Below are 16939 nucleotides of genomic sequence, written 5' to 3' on the forward strand. Positions count from 1 at the left end.
GAAATTGTTGTCAAAATAGAGAATTTATAATCATGGTAATGAAGTTATTAACAAAAATATTTGGTAGTAGTAATGATCGTACCTTACGTCGTATGCGTAAGGTGGTTGATGTTATCAATAAAATGGAACCTGACTACGTTGCGCTGAGTGACGAGCAGCTGAAAGCAAAGACGACTGAGTTCCGTCAACGCCTTGAAAAAGGCGAAAGCCTCGAAAGCCTTATTCCTGAAGCCTTTGCGACGGTACGCGAAGCAAGTAAACGTGTTTTCAACATGCGTCATTTTGATGTGCAATTATTAGGCGGCATGGTATTGAATGAACGCTGCATTGCAGAGATGCGTACTGGTGAAGGTAAAACCTTAACCGCCACCCTTCCTGCTTATCTTAATGCGTTAAGTGGTAAAGGTGTACATGTCGTCACTGTCAACGACTACTTAGCACAGCGGGATGCTGAAAATAACCGTCCATTATTTGAGTTTTTAGGCCTGACAATCGGGATTAACTTACCGGGTATGCAAGCGCCAGAAAAACGTGCAGCTTATGCCGCCGATATCACTTATGGGACGAATAACGAATATGGCTTCGATTATCTTCGCGATAATATGGCATTCAGTCCAGAAGAACGCGTTCAGCGAAAACTTCATTACGCCTTAGTCGATGAAGTTGACTCCATCTTGATCGATGAAGCGCGTACGCCGTTGATTATCTCTGGACCAGCGGAAGACAGTTCCGAGCTTTATATTCAAGTAAATAAAATTATTCCTCATCTAGTCCGCCAAGATAAAGAGGACTCCGATACTTTCCAAGGGGAAGGCGATTTCTCGGTTGACGAAAAAGCCCGTCAAGTGCATCTGACTGAGCGTGGTTTGGTAAAAATTGAGCAGTTGCTTGTTGCACAACATATCATGGAAGAGGGCGAGTCACTTTACTCACCGACGAACATCATGCTAATGCACCATGTAACGGCGGCGCTACGTGCTCATGCGCTTTTTACCCGTGACGTTGACTACATTGTCAAAGATGGTGAAGTGGTTATTGTTGATGAACATACCGGACGTACCATGCAAGGGCGCCGCTGGTCAGAAGGGTTGCACCAAGCCGTTGAAGCGAAAGAAGGGGTTGAGATTCAGAATGAAAACCAAACCTTAGCCTCGATCACGTTCCAAAACTATTTCCGTATTTATGAAAAATTGGCGGGAATGACCGGTACTGCAGATACAGAAGCCTTTGAGTTTAGCAGTATTTATAAATTGGACACGATCGTTGTTCCGACGAACCGTCCGATGGTACGTAAAGATAACGCTGACTTGGTCTATATGACCGAGAAAGAAAAAATCGATGCGATTATTGAAGATATTAAAGATTGTACTTCTCGTGGACAACCGGTGTTAGTGGGTACGATCTCGATTGAAAAATCAGAAGTCGTCGCCGATGCGTTAGCGCGAGCAGGTATCAAACACAGTGTATTGAATGCGAAATTTCATGCAAGCGAAGCTGATATCATTGCACAAGCCGGTCAACCTGGCGCCGTGACTATCGCGACTAACATGGCTGGCCGTGGTACGGATATTATGTTAGGTGGTAGCTGGCATGCAGAAGTTGATGCTTTAACTGATCCAACTGAAGCTCAAATCGCTGAAATTAAAGAGGCTTGGCAAAAACGCCATGATGCGGTACTTGACGCAGGCGGCCTACACATTATCGGTACAGAGCGTCATGAATCACGTCGTATCGATAACCAGCTTCGTGGACGTGCGGGACGTCAAGGTGATAAAGGATCATCACGTTTCTATCTTTCGATGGAAGATGCTCTGATGCGTATTTTCGCCTCAGATCGCGTGTCGGGTATGATGCGTAAGCTAGGTATGAAACCTGGAGAAGCCATTGAGCATCCTTGGGTGACTAAAGCGATTGCGAATGCACAACGTAAAGTTGAAAGCCGTAACTTTGATATTCGTAAACAACTATTAGAATATGATGATGTTGCGAATGATCAACGTAAGGCTATTTATTCACAGCGTAATGAACTGCTCGATGTATCTGATGTGAGCGAAACCATTAGTAGTATCCGCGAGGATGTTCTGAGCTCAACGATTAGCCAATTTATCCCACCACAATCGTTAGAAGAAATGTGGGATGTATCAGGTTTAGAAGAACGTTTACGTACTGACTTCGAGTTGCACTTGCCTATTGCTGAATGGTTGGATAAAGAACCTGAGCTGCATGAAGAAGTGCTACGCGAACGTATTTTGCAACAGTCGTTGGAACAATATGCTGATAAAGAAGCGGCGGTGGGTGTAGACACTATGCGCAGCTTTGAAAAAGGGATTATGTTGCAAACGCTTGATACGCTATGGAAAGAGCACCTTGCAGCGATGGATTACCTACGTCAAGGTATCCACTTACGTGGTTATGCGCAAAAAGATCCTAAGCAGGAATATAAACGTGAATCTTTTGCGATGTTCGCTAATATGCTTGAAGCGCTGAAATACGAAGTTATCAGTACGTTGAGCAAAGTACAAGTACGGATGCCTGAAGAAGTGGAAGCAATGGAACAGCAGTTTCGTGAAGATGCAGAACGGTTAGCTGAGCAACAACAACTTAGCCATGTCGATGATGAAACCGCTGTTGCTAATGAGCTGGCTAATCAAGTGGGTGAGCGCAAAGTCGGACGCAACGATCTTTGTCCTTGCGGTTCAGGTAAGAAATTTAAACAATGTCATGGACGCCTAGCATAATTTTATCCCGTCATGGCAGATAATAAGAAAAAGGTTCATGGAAACATGGACCTTTTTACTGTCCGTAATATCACAGTGGTTGTTCAGCGAGGAAGTGAGTAATGAAACATCTCCAAGTTGCGGTAGGTATTATTCGTAACGATAAAAAAGAAATTTTTCTCACACAACGGGCATCAACGTCGCATATGGCGAACAAGTGGGAATTTCCGGGTGGAAAAATCGAAGCTGGCGAGTCAGCGCTAGAGGGATTAACGCGCGAGTTGATGGAGGAGACTGGAATAGTGGTTACCGAGGCGCTAGCGGTCGGAACGGCAAACCATACTTATCAAGAAGTCAGCGTTATCTTGCATTTTTATTTAGTGGAACAGTGGGGTGGAGAACCATGGGGCAAAGAGGGACAGCCTCAGCGCTGGGTCCCCCAGACTCATTTAAATGCTGATGAGTTCCCACCAGCGAATATTGAAATGGTTGAACGATTAGTAAGAGGAGAACTGTAGCGAAAGTTATTGAGTTCTATGACTCAGGGTCTTGTTCGCTCCATGCTTCATGATCGAAATGTGTTGGTTGGCCTGGAATAGATTTTTCTTCAGCGGCCCATTCCCCTAAGTCGATCATTTGGCAACGTTTAGAGCAAAAAGGACGCCAAGGGCTTAACGCATCCCAAATGACATCTTTTTGACATTGTGGGCAGTTCACTGTGGTAATTTCTGGTTGCATAATATCTCTTAACAGCAAGCGAGCTGGAACAATAAAGTTTCAGGGACTCTACCATCGTTTTCAAATGGAAAAAAGCGAATCGAAAAACGGGTCTTGTGGCCAGAGAGTAGCGGATAAATTTCATCGTCACGATTGAGGAATAAACGAACCAAATCTTTATCCTCAGCGGAATGTTGATAAAATCCTTGTTGAGCTTGTACATCATGAAGTCGGCTACTTTGCCTGATTAAATGTAAAATCGTCTGCAAACAAAGATGTAACGATGCCAATTCAGAATACCAATGGTCCAGTTGTGCTTGGCGTTTTTCTACTGGGAGATGCTGCCAAAGATGGAGCGTTGGTGTATCAAAATTACAGTAGCCTCCGGGTATAGACAAACGTTGACGTAGTTGACCGATAAATCGGTCTTCTTTAAAAGTGCTACCAAATTTGGGTGCAATATTAATTGTTTGACTATGAGTAATCAGCCGGTTGATCAATTCGTGAACGGTTTGGATATCAATACCTGGAACGTTTAACCACTGATTTAATTTCCCCTGTTGTTTTTCAAGTTCTTTAAGTAAATCAGCACGCAGTTCATTACGCTCAAAAATATCAAGAAGTTCGGTAAGGGTACGTAGGAACAGTAAGCAAGCCTGTGGCGAATCTGTATCTTTTGAAGCCACTAATTGTTGCAGAAGATATTCGACACGTAGCCAGCTACGCATTTTTTCATTAAGTGGGTATTCAAAACAGATTGTTGACTGAGTCATAGGTTGCGCCCCTTATATTCCGATGCCAATTGATTATAAGTCAAAATAAGTTGAGCAACTTTTTCGGCTAAAGCGCTTTGAGGCAAATTATTATCGATAATATCATCGGCGATGGCTAAGCGTTGTTGTCGTGTTGCTTGTGACTGAATAATCGCAATGGCTTCTGACTTCGTGATGTGGTCACGTTGACAGACTCGTTCAATTTGCCGATCTTCATCGCTATCGACGACTATCACTCGCTGTGCCAAAGAGTGAAGGCGATTTTCGACTAAAAGTGGTACGACCCACAAACACCATTCAGCGGAACATTGTGCAATTTTTTGCAGCGTTCTTTGTTGAATTAATGGGTGGAGTAGCTGATTCAACCATTGTTTATGCTCAGGATCGGAAAAAATAATAGTCCGTAAGTGTTTACGATTTAGGCTGCCATTTTCTAATAAAATCTGATTACCGAAGTATGTAGTCATTGCCTGTAACGCTGGCTGTCCAGGTTCAACCACTTCACGCGCAATTACGTCTGCATCAATAATGTCGACCTGATGTTCTGCAAAAAGATTAGCGACTGTCGATTTACCACTCGCAATGCCACCCGTTAGCGCCACAATATACGTCATCTTTTATCGTCCTAATTTTGTTAATTAGTCTTACTAATGCGCTTAATTCCTCAGTTATTGGGTCAGTATGAAGATGATATGCAGGCGTGTAAACCTCGGGTGTAAAGGGATTAACTTAATGCCTCGCCTAGATAAAAGATAGGGAGATAGAGTGCAATGACGACGCTACCGACTAATCCACCACTGAGTGCCAGTATCACCGGTTCTAGCCCCTGAGTGAAACGTTGTCGCAGGGTAGTTGCCTGTTGAGAATACCAATTTGCCAACTGAAGAAATGCATTTTCTAATTGCCCAGTTTCTTCTGCTGAACGAATGAGTAGTAAAGATAATGCAGGATACTCCTCATAATGAGCCATTGCTTGAGATAATTTTTCCCCACGATGCAGGGATTCGTAAATAGCTTCAGTACGTTTTTTCCAAAGTGGAGAAGTAAAAATTTCAGTGACCAGCTGTAAACCATTAACTAGGGTAAGTCCAGCTTGCTGGGTACTGGCTAGCGTCGAAAAAAATAATGAAAGCTGTCTGCTTTGCCATAATCGCCCTAAAACAGGTACTTTCAATAACCGTCGATGACGAGTCAATCTCCATTTAGGGTATCGTTTATCCAAATAGTAGATGGTAGAGAGTAATGGAGCCAAGATAATGAAAAATAGCGGGGTGTAATGATTTAAAAATTGAGAAGTCGTTAAGAGCCATTGCGTAAATAGAGGGAGCGGTGTATTGAGCGACTGATACATAAGTGCGAATTCAGGTAGGATAAAAAGCAGCAGCCCGCTAGTTGTCATTATAAGGAAAAAAAGGGTGATACAAGGATAACGTAAGGCGGCAACCATCTCTTCGTGCATTATCTGTTGTTGTGTTAAAAGGTTAGAAACTTGTCGGCAGCTGTTAGGAAGATGTCCAGTAAACTCACCCGCACGGATTAATGCTGAAACCGTTGGCGAGAAAATTTGTGGCCATTGTTCAAGAGCTGTAGACAATTTTTCACCGGCTGAAATTTTTTTAACTAGAAGCTCTATCATTATCCGCCAAGGCAGAGATGACTGGTTCTCGATTAATAATTCAAGACTGGCGGTTAACGTCAGCCCGGCATTAAGCATGGATTCAAGTTGTTGAAAAAAGATGATGAGCGTTTTCCGATGCCAAGATGTGAAATAGCGATAATGTATGCGTGTGAGTTGATAGGGAATAATTCCTTCTGCGAGTAAAAGAGCCTCAGCGCGATATCGATAAGGTGAAAATTGATAGCCTGTACAATATTGTCCATCCATATCAATGCCGTGCCATCGATATAAATTAAGATTCGACATCCTGTACCCCTATTACTCTTATAATTTCTTGATATGTTGTTGTTCCTTTGGTCACTGCATCGATGCCTGCCTCGTATAAGTCCTTTATCTTCTTTTCTTTTAAGAGATCTCGTATCTGTTGAGGGGGGAAATGCTGAATAAGGGCATTTTGGATTACTGCATCTATCGGGAGTAATTCAAACAATGCTACACGACCACTATAACCAGAAAAACAGTGTTGGCACCCTTTGGCCAGCCAATGTTGAGATGATGGCTGAGACGGACGGAATGCTAACGGCTCAGGAGAGGGAGTACGGCAGCGAGGGCAGAGTCGCCTCACCAAGCGCTGAGCGATGATAAGTTTTAATGAGCTGGCAAGGAGATACTCAACAATTCCCATTTGAGTCAGCCGGCTTAAGGTATCGACAGTAGAATTAGTATGTAGAGTACTAAGAACAAGGTGGCCGGTTTGTGCGGCCTTTATTGCAATATCCGCCGTTGGGTTATCTCGAATTTCACCAATCATGACGATATCAGGGTCTTGGCGTAGGAGCGCACGTAGGATGAGCGGAAAATCGAGGCCCGCCTTGAGGTTAATTTGTGTTTGGTTAATTCCCGCAAGAACGAGTTCAATCGGATCTTCCACACTACAGAGATTACGCTCAGTACTATTCAGCGAGTTGAGCGCACTATACAGAGTGGCGGTTTTACCGCTCCCTGTCGGACCGGTCACAATGATGAGTCCTTGTGGGTTATTTAATGCTTTTTTAAGCAGATTCAGTTGTTCAGTAGGCATGCCTAAATGATCTAAAGTTAGATCACCTTTAAAGGTTTCAAGCAATCGCAACACTACTTTTTCACCAAACTTTGTCGGTAATGTGGCTAATCGAAAAGAATACTCGATCTCTTGGTGCGTAAAACAGAGTTGGCCATCTTGAGGTCGTCGATTTTCTGCGATATCGACACCGGCTAAAAGTTTAAACCGGCTCTCAATCGCGGTTGTTTCATCTAAATTGAGATGTGTATAAGGGTGCAAAACGCCATCGATTCTAAAGCGAATTCTTGCTCCTTTCGCGTTAGGTTCAATATGGATGTCGGAGGCTTTTTGTTGCACGGCTTGCAAGAGAATTTTTTGGCAATACGCTACGGTAGTCAATGGCTCGTCTTCAATAGGATCTAGATAAAACGTGGCTGACCGAGCTGTAGTTAAAGAGTGATATTGTGTCTCTGGTACACTTTCGATATGAATTTCTTTCTGACATGAAAAAGTCAGTTGGGCAACCTCTTCAGCTGAAGGGAAAGAGACCACAATGAGATAGATGGCATCATCATCTTCCTTAACAAGGATGGCAGGATGCCCATCACAAAATCCTTTTAGAGCCTCGGCTTTTGTACTCATGGTTTATTTCCTGCATCATCATAACGTAGTTGCTGTTCGCAATTTTCACGCAATGTTTGATTTGCTGCTCTACAACGTCTTTGCCAACTGAGTGCACCTTGTTCTGCATTCAGTGTCGGGATTAATTCAGCGCTTAATCCCTTTAGCGTGTTTGTCCCCTGTGCGCTGATCAGTCCCTGATTAATAGTCAGCTCTGCAATATAACGTGTTGTGCGGGTATGCGGTATTCCCTCTTGTCCGGCGTTACAATGGTTGAGTTGTCCTTTTTCCAATGCGCACAGTTCAACGGCGGTTTTATAGGGCTGAAGCACTTGAAGCAAATCGGTCAGTGCCGCTTTTTGTAAATAGCCTTGGTAGGCCGGTATACCCAGCGAACTTAAAATAGCGATAATTGCAATGACGATCATCAGTTCGATCAATGTAAATCCCTGTTCCATTCTTATCCTCCTGAGTAAATATTACTTCAGTAATAAGGGGATAATAGGGTATTAGGAAGTGCTAGAGTCAGGGGGTGCGAGTTATCTCTAAGAAGCAGCATTGATTTTCTAGAGCACTAATATAAAGCTTGTGAGTTATCCTGAAATAGCTGTGGTAATCTTGTCCGCAAACTGGCTACGACTCAGCCAACCTTAATGACTAAAAGGGCCACTTAGACGAGTGGTTAACGATATTGACCATGTTGAAGATAAAAGATCATTGGTTAACGCTAGCGCGTAGAGTTCCTTCTACCCATTACAATGAGCGACCTGAAGGCGTGACACCGAATTTACTGGTTATCCATAATATCAGTTTACCCCCTGGTGAGTTCGGCGGGCCCTATATTGACCAGCTATTTACCGGGACCTTATGTGCTGATCAGCACCCTTATTTTGCTCAGATAGCACAGCTACGCGTTGCTGCACATTGCCTGATTCGCCGAGAAGGTGAGATAGTGCAATATGTGCCATTTGATAAACGAGCATGGCATGCCGGGCAGTCAGTTTATGAGGGTATTGAAAATTGCAATGATTTTTCAATCGGGATTGAACTGGAAGGTACCGATGAATTGCCCTATACCGAAAATCAATATCAAGCATTGACGGCTGTTACTCACGCACTTATACAGACTTATGCGTTAAAAAGTAAAAACATAGCCGGGCACTCTGCTATATCACCGGGTCGTAAAACTGACCCAGGCGAGTCTTTTGATTGGAATTATTTTTATTCACTTATTGCATCATCACGATAGTTATCCAAGGGAGTCGAATTACCCCATGACGTTATTTACACTTTTATTAGTTCTTATTTGTGAACGTTTATTCAAGTGGGGCGAGCGTTGGCAGCTTGAGTGCCGACTTGCACCTTTATTTCGCCAACAACATCATTTTTCAATGACGCGGACTGTCGGATTGGTCGTTTTAGTAATGCTGGTATTTACGCTTATTCTTCATGCGATTTCGGGTCTATTATTCGGCATATTATCGTTAATCGTCTGGATAGTCGTCGGTGTCTTATGTATTGGCGCAGGAGAAAGCCGTCAGCATTACCGTGATTACCTCCGCTCTGCAAATCAACAGGATGTTACTGGACGTCAAGCTATGGCTGAAGAGCTGAGCGCGATACACCCCATGCCGAGTAATACCACAGATAAACTCTATTTACGCGAACTCCAAAATGCGCTTTTATGGATAAACTACCGTTTTTACTTGGCTCCTTTGTTTTGGTTTGTAGTAGGGGGAAGTTATGGTCCCGTATGCTTACTTGGCTACGCGTTTTTACGGGCTTGGCAGGGATGGCTAGCGAAACAAAATCCGTTAGACCGTGATAAATCGGGTATTGACCAGCTATTATTTTGGATAGATTGGATCCCCGTGAGGATTGTTGGCTTGGCCTATGTCTTTCTAGGACATGGAGAAAAGGCGCTTCCTGCATGGTGGCGTTTTATGACTGATTTGCGACATAAACCTTATCATGTACTGTCAGTCCTCGCGCAATTTTCTCTGGAACGTGATCCCTGTAAAGATAACGTCGAAATGCCCCGTATTGCTGTTGCTCTAGCAAAACGTATTACATTAGTCGTCGTGTTGGTCACAGCATTACTGACTTTGGCGGGGGTGATTTTTTAAAATATGGGGGGGAGTCCCCCCCGTTATATCTATTTGGCTGTTTTTTTCTTGATAAAATAACCAACACCTAAAATAGCGATCCAAATAGGGATTAACCAGACGGAAATTGCCATCCCCGGAATCGTCAGCATAATTACCAAAATCGCAATCATGAATAGCAGGCATACCCAGTTACCAAGCGGATAAAATAGTGCTGGGAAGCGCGGGGTAATTCCTTGGCGAGTTTTCGCTTGACGAAAACGCATATGAGCCAAACTAATCATCGCCCAATTAATGACCAGTGCGGATACGACAAGCGACATTAATAAGCCAAATGCTTGGCCGGGTTTAAGATAGTTCAGTAGAACCACTAAAGCGGTGGCTAATGCGGATACCCCTAATGCAACGTACGGTACACCGCGTTTATCGACATTAAGCAGAGCCTTCGGGCCATTCCCTTGTTTGGCTAGACCGTAGAGCATCCGGCTATTAGAGTAGACACAGCTATTGTAGACGGATAAGGCGGCTGTCAAGATGACAACGTTCAGTGTATTCGCGACCAGTTTATCGCCAAGTTCATGGAAAATTAAGACAAAAGGGCTGGTACCCTCAATAACTTTTGTCCAAGGATAAAGCGATAGCAGAATAGCTAATGATCCGATATAGAAAATCAAGATACGGTAGATCACTTGATTAGTGGCTTTAGGAATACTTTGCTGTGGATCGGCAGCTTCTGCTGCAGTGATGCCAACGAGTTCTAGTCCACCAAAGGAAAACATGATGATGACCATCGCGGTGATTAATCCCGATGCACCATGAGGGAAAAATCCACCATAAGCCCAGATGTTAGTAATAGAGGCTTGTGGACCGCCGTGACCACTCAATAGCAGCCATGCACCAAAACCAATCATTGCAATGACCGCGGCAACTTTAATGATTGAGAACCAAAATTCTAACTCACCGTAAATTTTGACATTAGCGAGATTGATGGCATTAATCAGGATAAAAAAGACTGCTGCGGAGGCCCATGTTGGAATTTCTGGCCACCAGTATTGGATATATAGGCCAACCGCTGAGAGTTCCGCCATGGCGACTAACACATAGAGAGCCCAGTAATTCCACCCTGAAGCAAACCCAGCAAACCCGCCCCAATATTTATAAGCAAAGTGACTGAAAGAGCCTGCAACTGGCTCTTCAACGATCATTTCACCTAATTGGCGCATAATCAGAAAGGCGATGAAACCACCAATCGCATACCCCAATAGCACGGATGGGCCTGCCATTTTAATCGTCTGGGCGAGACCTAAGAACAACCCTGTACCTACTGCTCCCCCTAAGGCTATCAACTGAATATGCCTGTTTTTCAGCCCCCGTTTTAACGAACTGGTTTGTTGCTCGCTCATAAATTCCTCTCGCGTTATTTTCTTATACCTTATTTCAGGCTGTAAGGAGAATGTGACAGACTGTGTCATTTATTTTACGGGGTTATGGGACTGAATTACTACGCTGAAATTAAGGAATTGTCAGATAAATGCAGTACACACTAAGTAAAATAGTGAGCAGGAAAAGTGTATTTGTCTTTCTATTTACTATTTATACTGGATAATATTATGATCATATGACAATAAATAGTTTTTAATTTTATCCGATATGGATTATTCAGAGCTTGATGTTGTGGTTTTTTTCGAGGATTGGACGATTTTTATGACAAGAAGCGCTTTTGGTATTCAGTGAATAGCAGATAAATTTTTTGATCTGTCGCTAAGTTCAGTGAACGTAATATAGACAGTAAGTAAATGTTTTGTTAGCTTACACCGTCTTGTGGAAAATTGGTATGACCAATTCAAAAGAGCAACAATGACGACGAGTATAATGGCTTATAGTAAAATCAGGCAGCCGAAGCTTTCTGATGTTATAGAGCAGCAAGTAGAGTCCTTGATTCGAGAAGGGACCCTGCGACCTGGTGAAAAACTACCGCCAGAGCGTGAACTTGCTCGACAATTTGATGTTTCTCGTCCCTCTGTACGAGAGGCTATCTTGCGTTTGGAGGCAAAAGGATTATTGTATCGTCGCCACGGTGGTGGCACGTATGTTCAAGACAGTCTTTGGCAAAGCGTGAGTGATCCGCTTATAGGACTATTGGCACAGCACAGTGAATCTCAATTCGATTTACTTGAGATGCGTCATGCATTGGAAGGTATTGCAGCCTATTATGCAGCCCTAAGGGGCACAGAAGACGATTTACTGAGAATCAATCATTACCATCTCGCGATTCAAAAAGCGCAAGACAGTGGCGATTTAGACGCTGAAGCGGATGCGGTTATTGATTATCAAATTACTGTGACTGAAGCCGCGCATAACGTAGTTTTGCTGCATTTAGTTCGGGCTATGGGCCCAATACTCAAGCAAAACGTACGCTCGAATTTTGAATTACTCTACTCTCGTCGTGAGATGTTGACGAAAGTCAGTGGGCATCGTGCCAGAATTTACGAAGCCATTGTTGCACGACAACCTGAAAAAGCCCGTGAAGAATCTAATTCACACTTGGCCTTTCTTGAAGAGATTTTATTGGAAAGAAATCGGGAGCAATCCCGGCGTGAGCGCTCGCTACGTCGTTTACAGCAAAGAAAAGATTGAGTTATCGAGTTACAAAGAGTGAGAATGGGTTAATAGCTAAACTGTGGCCTCTTCTCAGCAATATTATCAATTTCAATGTACAGATACAGATAAGGAATCCCCCATGTCAGACCATCTACAAAATGACGTGGATCCGATTGAAACTCGCGACTGGCTACAGGCGATTGAATCGGTCATCCGTGAAGAAGGTGTTGAACGCGCACAGTATTTGATAGACCAAGTATTGAGTGCGGCTCGCAATGGTGGTGTCAATGTCGCGGCTGGTTCAACAGTCAGAGATTATATTAACACCATCCCAACGGAAGATGAGCCAACCTATCCAGGTAATAGCAGTTTAGAGCGTCGCATTCGTTCAGCCATTCGTTGGAATGCGATCATGACTGTACTGCGTGCTTCTAAGAAAGATTTGGAGCTGGGCGGGCATATGGCTTCATTTCAATCCTCAGCGACTATTTACGAAGTTTGCTTTAACCATTTTTTCCGTGCACGAACCGAAAAAGATGGCGGTGACTTAGTTTATTTCCAAGGTCACATTTCCCCAGGGGTTTATGCACGTGCTTTCCTTGAAGGACGTCTGACGGAAAAGCAGATGAATAACTTCCGCCAAGAAGTTGACGGTAAAGGTCTTTCATCTTATCCGCATCCTAAATTAATGCCTGATTTTTGGCAGTTCCCAACAGTATCGATGGGATTAGGGCCTTTGGGTGCGATTTATCAAGCTAAATTCTTGAAATACCTTGAACACCGTGGCCTCAAAGATACCGCAGCACAGACTGTCTATGCCTTTTTAGGTGATGGCGAAATGGATGAGCCGGAATCTAAAGGTGCAATTACTATCGCAACGCGCGAAAAACTCGATAATTTAGTTTTTGTGATTAACTGTAACTTACAGCGTCTGGATGGACCTGTTACAGGTAATGGTAAAATCATTAACGAATTAGAAGGTATCTTTGGTGGCGCGGGTTGGGAAGTTATCAAAGTCATTTGGGGCGGTCGTTGGGATGAATTGCTACGCAAAGACACGAGTGGCAAACTGATCACCCTAATGAACGAAACCGTTGATGGTGACTACCAAACCTTTAAATCTCGTGATGGTGCCTATGTGCGTGAACACTTCTTTGGTCGCTACCCGGAAACAGCTGCCTTAGTTAAAGATATGTCAGATGAAGAGATCTGGGCATTGAACCGTGGTGGCCACGATCCGAAGAAAATCTATGCAGCGTTTAAAAAAGCGCAAGAGACTAAAGGTAAGCCAGTTGTCATCCTTGCTCATACCGTTAAAGGTTATGGCATGGGAGAAACAGCAGAAGGTAAAAACATCGCTCACCAAGTGAAGAAAATGAACATGGAAGGGGTACGTTATATTCGCGACCGCTTCAATGTTCCTGTAGCTGATGAGAATCTTGAAAAACTCCCTTATGTGACGTTCTCTGAAGACTCTGAAGAGTATAAATATCTGCATAAGCAGCGTGAAAACTTGGGCGGTTATTTGCCAACACGCCAAGCAGAATTTACTGAAGAACTTCAGATGCCAGCGTTAAGTGAATTCCAATCTTTGTTAGAAGAGCAAAACAAAGAGATTTCAACGACCATCGCTTTCGTTCGTGCGCTGAATGTGATGTTGAAAAATAACTCTATCAAAGAACGTCTCGTCCCGATCTTAGCGGATGAAGCGCGTACCTTTGGTATGGAAGGTCTATTCCGTCAAATTGGTATTTATAGCCCGAATGGTCAGCAGTATACGCCGCAAGACCGCGAGCAAGTGGCTTACTATAAAGAAGATGAGAAAGGCCAAATTCTACAGGAAGGTATCAACGAATTGGGTGCAGGCGCGTCATGGTTAGCGGCCGCGACTTCTTATAGCACGAACAATTTGCCCATGATCCCATTCTATATTTACTACTCAATGTTTGGTTTCCAACGTATCGGCGACTTGTGTTGGGCAGCCGGTGACCAACAGGCACGTGGGTTCTTAATTGGCGGAACGTCAGGACGCACGACCTTAAACGGTGAAGGGCTACAGCACGAAGATGGCCATAGTCATATTCAATCGCTAACCATCCCTAACTGTATTTCTTACGATCCGGCTTATGCTTATGAAGTCGCTGTCATCATGCAAGATGGCTTAGAGCGTATGTATGGCAAAGCGCAAGAGAACGTTTATTATTACATCACGACCTTAAACGAAAATTACCATATGCCAGCAATGCCTTCAGGTGCTGAAGAGGGGATTCGTAAAGGGATCTACAAGCTTGATACGTTAGCGGGTGATAAAGGTAAAGTTCAGCTACTCGGCTCAGGAGCGATTCTTCGTCATGTCCGTGACGCAGCGAAAATCCTCTCTGAGGAGTATGGGGTGGGCTCAGATGTTTATAGCGTAACCTCTTTCACTGAATTAGCCCGTGATGGTCAAGATTGTGAGCGTTGGAATATGCTGCATCCGGCAGAAGAGCCACGTGTGCCTTATATTGCTCAAGTTATGAGTGACGCACCTGCTGTCGCCTCAACCGATTATATGAAGTTATTTGCTGAGCAAGTCCGTACCTATGTTCCAGCCAGTGACTACCGTGTATTAGGAACGGATGGTTTTGGTCGTTCTGACAGCCGCGAAAATTTGCGTCACCATTTTGAAGTAGATGCTTCCTATGTGGTGGTGGCAGCATTAGGCGAACTGGCTAAACGTGGTGAAGTTGATAAACAAGTGGTTGTCGACGCGATTAAGAAATTTAATATTGATGCAGACAAAGTCAATCCACGTCTGGCGTAAGAGGTAAGAGTAGATGTCAATTGAGATCAAAGTTCCAGATATCGGTTCTGACGAAGTCGAAGTCACCGAGATCTTGGTCAAGGTTGGAGACAAGGTTGAAGTCGAACAGTCTCTGCTTACTGTTGAAGGCGATAAAGCTTCAATGGAAGTGCCTTCACCTCAAGCAGGCGTGATTAAAGAGATCAAAGTTGCGACGGGTGATAAAGTCGAAACTGGCTCGTTAATCATGATTTTTGAAAATGAAGAAAATGCAGCAGCCCCAGAGGCTGCTCAACCTGCCGTAGAAAAAGCGCCTGCTTCGGCTTCGGCAAAAGACGTGATGGTGCCAGATATCGGTGGTGATGAAGTGGAAGTCACCGAGATCCTTGTTAAGGTCGGCGATACCGTTGAACTTGAACAGTCGCTACTTACCGTCGAAGGCGATAAAGCCTCGATGGAAGTGCCTGCACCTTTTGCCGGAAAAGTGAAAGAGATTAAAGTGAGTACCGGTGATAAGGTAAACACCGGATCGCTCATTATGACATTTGAGGTTGCGGGTGAAGCCTCAGCACCTGCTAGTACGTCCTCGAAGGAAGACTCCGCGCCTGCTGCAACGACAGCTGCGTCTAGCCAAGTGGTTAACGTTCCGGATATCGGTGGTGACGAAGTTGAAGTGACGGAAATTCTAGTGAAAGTCGGTGATAAGGTTTCACTGGAACAGTCACTGATCACCGTCGAGGGCGACAAAGCATCGATGGAAGTTCCAGCACCTTTCGCCGGTACGGTTACCGAAATTCAAGTAACTGTTGGCGATAAAGTCAGCACGGGTTCTGCCATCATGGTCTTTAGCAGCGATGTTCCAGCCGCTGAAAAAGCGCCTGCGGCTACGCCTGATAAATCTTCCGCACCAACCACGGCCCCAGCTAAGGCTGCCTCGACTACGGCACCTTCCGTTGCACCTACGGCGAAGGATGAATTCGCCGAGAATAGCGCCTATGTACACGCGACGCCGGTTATTCGTCGTCTAGCACGTGAATTTGGTGTTAACTTAGCGAAGGTTAAAGCGACTGGGCGTAAGGGACGTATCGTTAAAGAAGACGTTCAGTCTTATATTAAAGATGCACTAAAACGTGTGGATGCAGCACCTGCGGCGGTAAGTGGCCTTCCAGGAATGCTACCTTGGCCGAAAGTCGACTTCAGTAAATTCGGCGAAGTCGAGGAAGTGGAACTAGGTCGTATCCAGAAAATTTCTGGTGCTAACCTCAGTCGTAACTGGATGGTGATTCCGCACGTTACTCACTTTGACGAATCGGATATTACCGAACTAGAAGCTTTCCGTAAGCAACAAAACGTTGAAGCCGATAAACAAAAACTGGATGTTAAAATCACGCCAGTCGTGTTTATTATGAAGGCGGTTGCTAAGGCACTGGAAGCTTATCCGCGTTTTAACAGCTCTTTATCTGAAGATGCTCAACGTTTGACCTTAAAAAAATACATTAACATTGGTGTTGCGGTCGATACCCCGAATGGATTGGTCGTACCAGTATTTCGCGATGTTAATAAGAAAGGCATTATTGAGCTTTCTCGTGAACTGATGGAAGTCTCTAAAAAAGCGCGTTCTGGTAAATTAACTGCGGCTGATATGCAAGGAGGATGCTTTACCATCTCAAGTTTAGGTGGCTTAGGCACAACCTCCTTTACACCTATCGTTAATGCCCCAGAAGTCGCGATATTAGGGGTTTCAAAATCGTCCATGAAACCCGTGTGGAATGGAAAAGAGTTTGCACCGCGTTTAATGCTGCCACTTTCACTCTCGTTTGATCATCGAGTGATAGATGGTGCTGACGGTGCTCGCTTTATTTCTTACATTGGCCAAGTGCTTGGCGATATTCGCCGTCTGGTGATGTAATACTTTGAGGTCGGCGTTTGCCGGCCTCAATCTTATTAGGGAAGAGTGCAATGC

The 16939-nt window shown here is 44.3% G+C and carries 14 protein-coding genes; 7 read left to right on the plus strand and 7 right to left on the minus strand.

All coding sequences use genetic code 11. The features are described from left to right. Positions 1–32 precede the first annotated feature (32 nt). Both secA and mutT read left to right on the plus strand, forming a co-directional pair. Entirely contained in the window at positions 33–2738 is a 2706-nt protein-coding gene (gene secA, locus HGT73_RS02180; protein WP_214212010.1) for a preprotein translocase subunit SecA, read from the plus strand. 101 nt (positions 2739–2839) lie between these two features. Further along, the gene (mutT, locus tag HGT73_RS02185; protein ID WP_214212011.1) at positions 2840–3235 is read left to right on the plus strand and encodes an 8-oxo-dGTP diphosphatase MutT; all 396 of its coding nucleotides are present in this window, start codon (positions 2840–2842) and stop codon (positions 3233–3235) included. Between the two features lie 16 nt (positions 3236–3251). Here the strand turns inward: mutT and yacG are convergent, their stop codons facing one another. The 6 genes from yacG to ppdD all read right to left on the minus strand — a co-directional run bounded on the left by yacG (position 3252) and on the right by ppdD (position 7952). Next, entirely contained in the window at positions 3252–3455 is a 204-nt protein-coding gene (yacG, locus tag HGT73_RS02190) for a DNA gyrase inhibitor YacG (protein WP_214212012.1), read from the minus strand. 8 nt (positions 3456–3463) lie between these two features. After that, positions 3464–4207: a cell division protein ZapD gene (gene zapD, locus HGT73_RS02195; protein ID WP_214212013.1), complete on the minus strand. Its 744-nt coding sequence runs from the start codon at positions 4205–4207 to the stop codon at positions 3464–3466. Beyond that, the gene (gene coaE / locus HGT73_RS02200; RefSeq protein WP_214212014.1) at positions 4204–4821 is read right to left on the minus strand and encodes a dephospho-CoA kinase; all 618 of its coding nucleotides are present in this window, start codon (positions 4819–4821) and stop codon (positions 4204–4206) included. The genes zapD and coaE overlap by 4 nt, the downstream gene beginning before the upstream one ends. Before the next feature lie 110 nt (positions 4822–4931). Next, positions 4932–6131 carry a type II secretion system F family protein gene (locus tag HGT73_RS02205; protein ID WP_214212015.1) on the minus strand — a complete coding sequence of 400 codons (1200 nt, stop codon included), beginning with the start codon at positions 6129–6131 and terminating at the stop codon, positions 4932–4934. Beyond that, positions 6118–7509, minus strand: coding sequence for an ATPase, T2SS/T4P/T4SS family (locus tag HGT73_RS02210; protein ID WP_214212016.1), 1392 nt, complete (start codon positions 7507–7509; stop codon positions 6118–6120). Before HGT73_RS02210 ends, HGT73_RS02205 begins: the two co-directional genes overlap by 14 nt. Beyond that, entirely contained in the window at positions 7506–7952 is a 447-nt protein-coding gene (ppdD, locus tag HGT73_RS02215) for a prepilin peptidase-dependent pilin (RefSeq protein WP_214212096.1), read from the minus strand. Before ppdD ends, HGT73_RS02210 begins: the two co-directional genes overlap by 4 nt. 236 nt (positions 7953–8188) lie before the next feature. Between ppdD and ampD the strand changes: the two genes are divergently transcribed. Further along, complete coding sequence (ampD, locus tag HGT73_RS02220; protein WP_214212097.1) at positions 8189–8737, plus strand: 1,6-anhydro-N-acetylmuramyl-L-alanine amidase AmpD; 549 nt, start codon at positions 8189–8191, stop codon at positions 8735–8737. A 25-nt stretch (positions 8738–8762) separates the two neighbouring features. After that, a complete protein-coding gene (gene ampE, locus HGT73_RS02225) occupies positions 8763–9614 on the plus strand; it encodes a beta-lactamase regulator AmpE (protein WP_214212017.1) in 852 nt (283 codons plus the stop codon). Positions 9615–9643: 29 nt separating this feature from the next. Here the strand turns inward: ampE and HGT73_RS02230 are convergent, their stop codons facing one another. Continuing rightward, entirely contained in the window at positions 9644–10996 is a 1353-nt protein-coding gene (locus tag HGT73_RS02230; protein WP_214212018.1) for an amino acid permease, read from the minus strand. 469 nt (positions 10997–11465) lie between these two features. On the opposite strand from HGT73_RS02230, the gene pdhR reads away from it, so the two are divergent. From pdhR to aceF, 3 genes are all read left to right on the plus strand, one after another. After that, positions 11466–12230 carry a pyruvate dehydrogenase complex transcriptional repressor PdhR gene (pdhR, locus tag HGT73_RS02235; protein WP_214212098.1) on the plus strand — a complete coding sequence of 255 codons (765 nt, stop codon included), beginning with the start codon at positions 11466–11468 and terminating at the stop codon, positions 12228–12230. A gap of 103 nt (positions 12231–12333) precedes the next feature. After that, a complete protein-coding gene (aceE, locus tag HGT73_RS02240) occupies positions 12334–14997 on the plus strand; it encodes a pyruvate dehydrogenase (acetyl-transferring), homodimeric type (RefSeq protein ID WP_214212019.1) in 2664 nt (887 codons plus the stop codon). Positions 14998–15010: 13 nt separating this feature from the next. Further along, positions 15011–16885: a pyruvate dehydrogenase complex dihydrolipoyllysine-residue acetyltransferase gene (aceF, locus tag HGT73_RS02245; protein WP_214212020.1), complete on the plus strand. Its 1875-nt coding sequence runs from the start codon at positions 15011–15013 to the stop codon at positions 16883–16885. The last annotated feature ends 54 nt before the right edge of the window (positions 16886–16939 follow it).

The sequence above is a fragment of the Rosenbergiella australiborealis genome (assembly GCF_018494035.1).
Lineage (GTDB): Bacteria > Pseudomonadota > Gammaproteobacteria > Enterobacterales > Enterobacteriaceae > Rosenbergiella > Rosenbergiella australiborealis.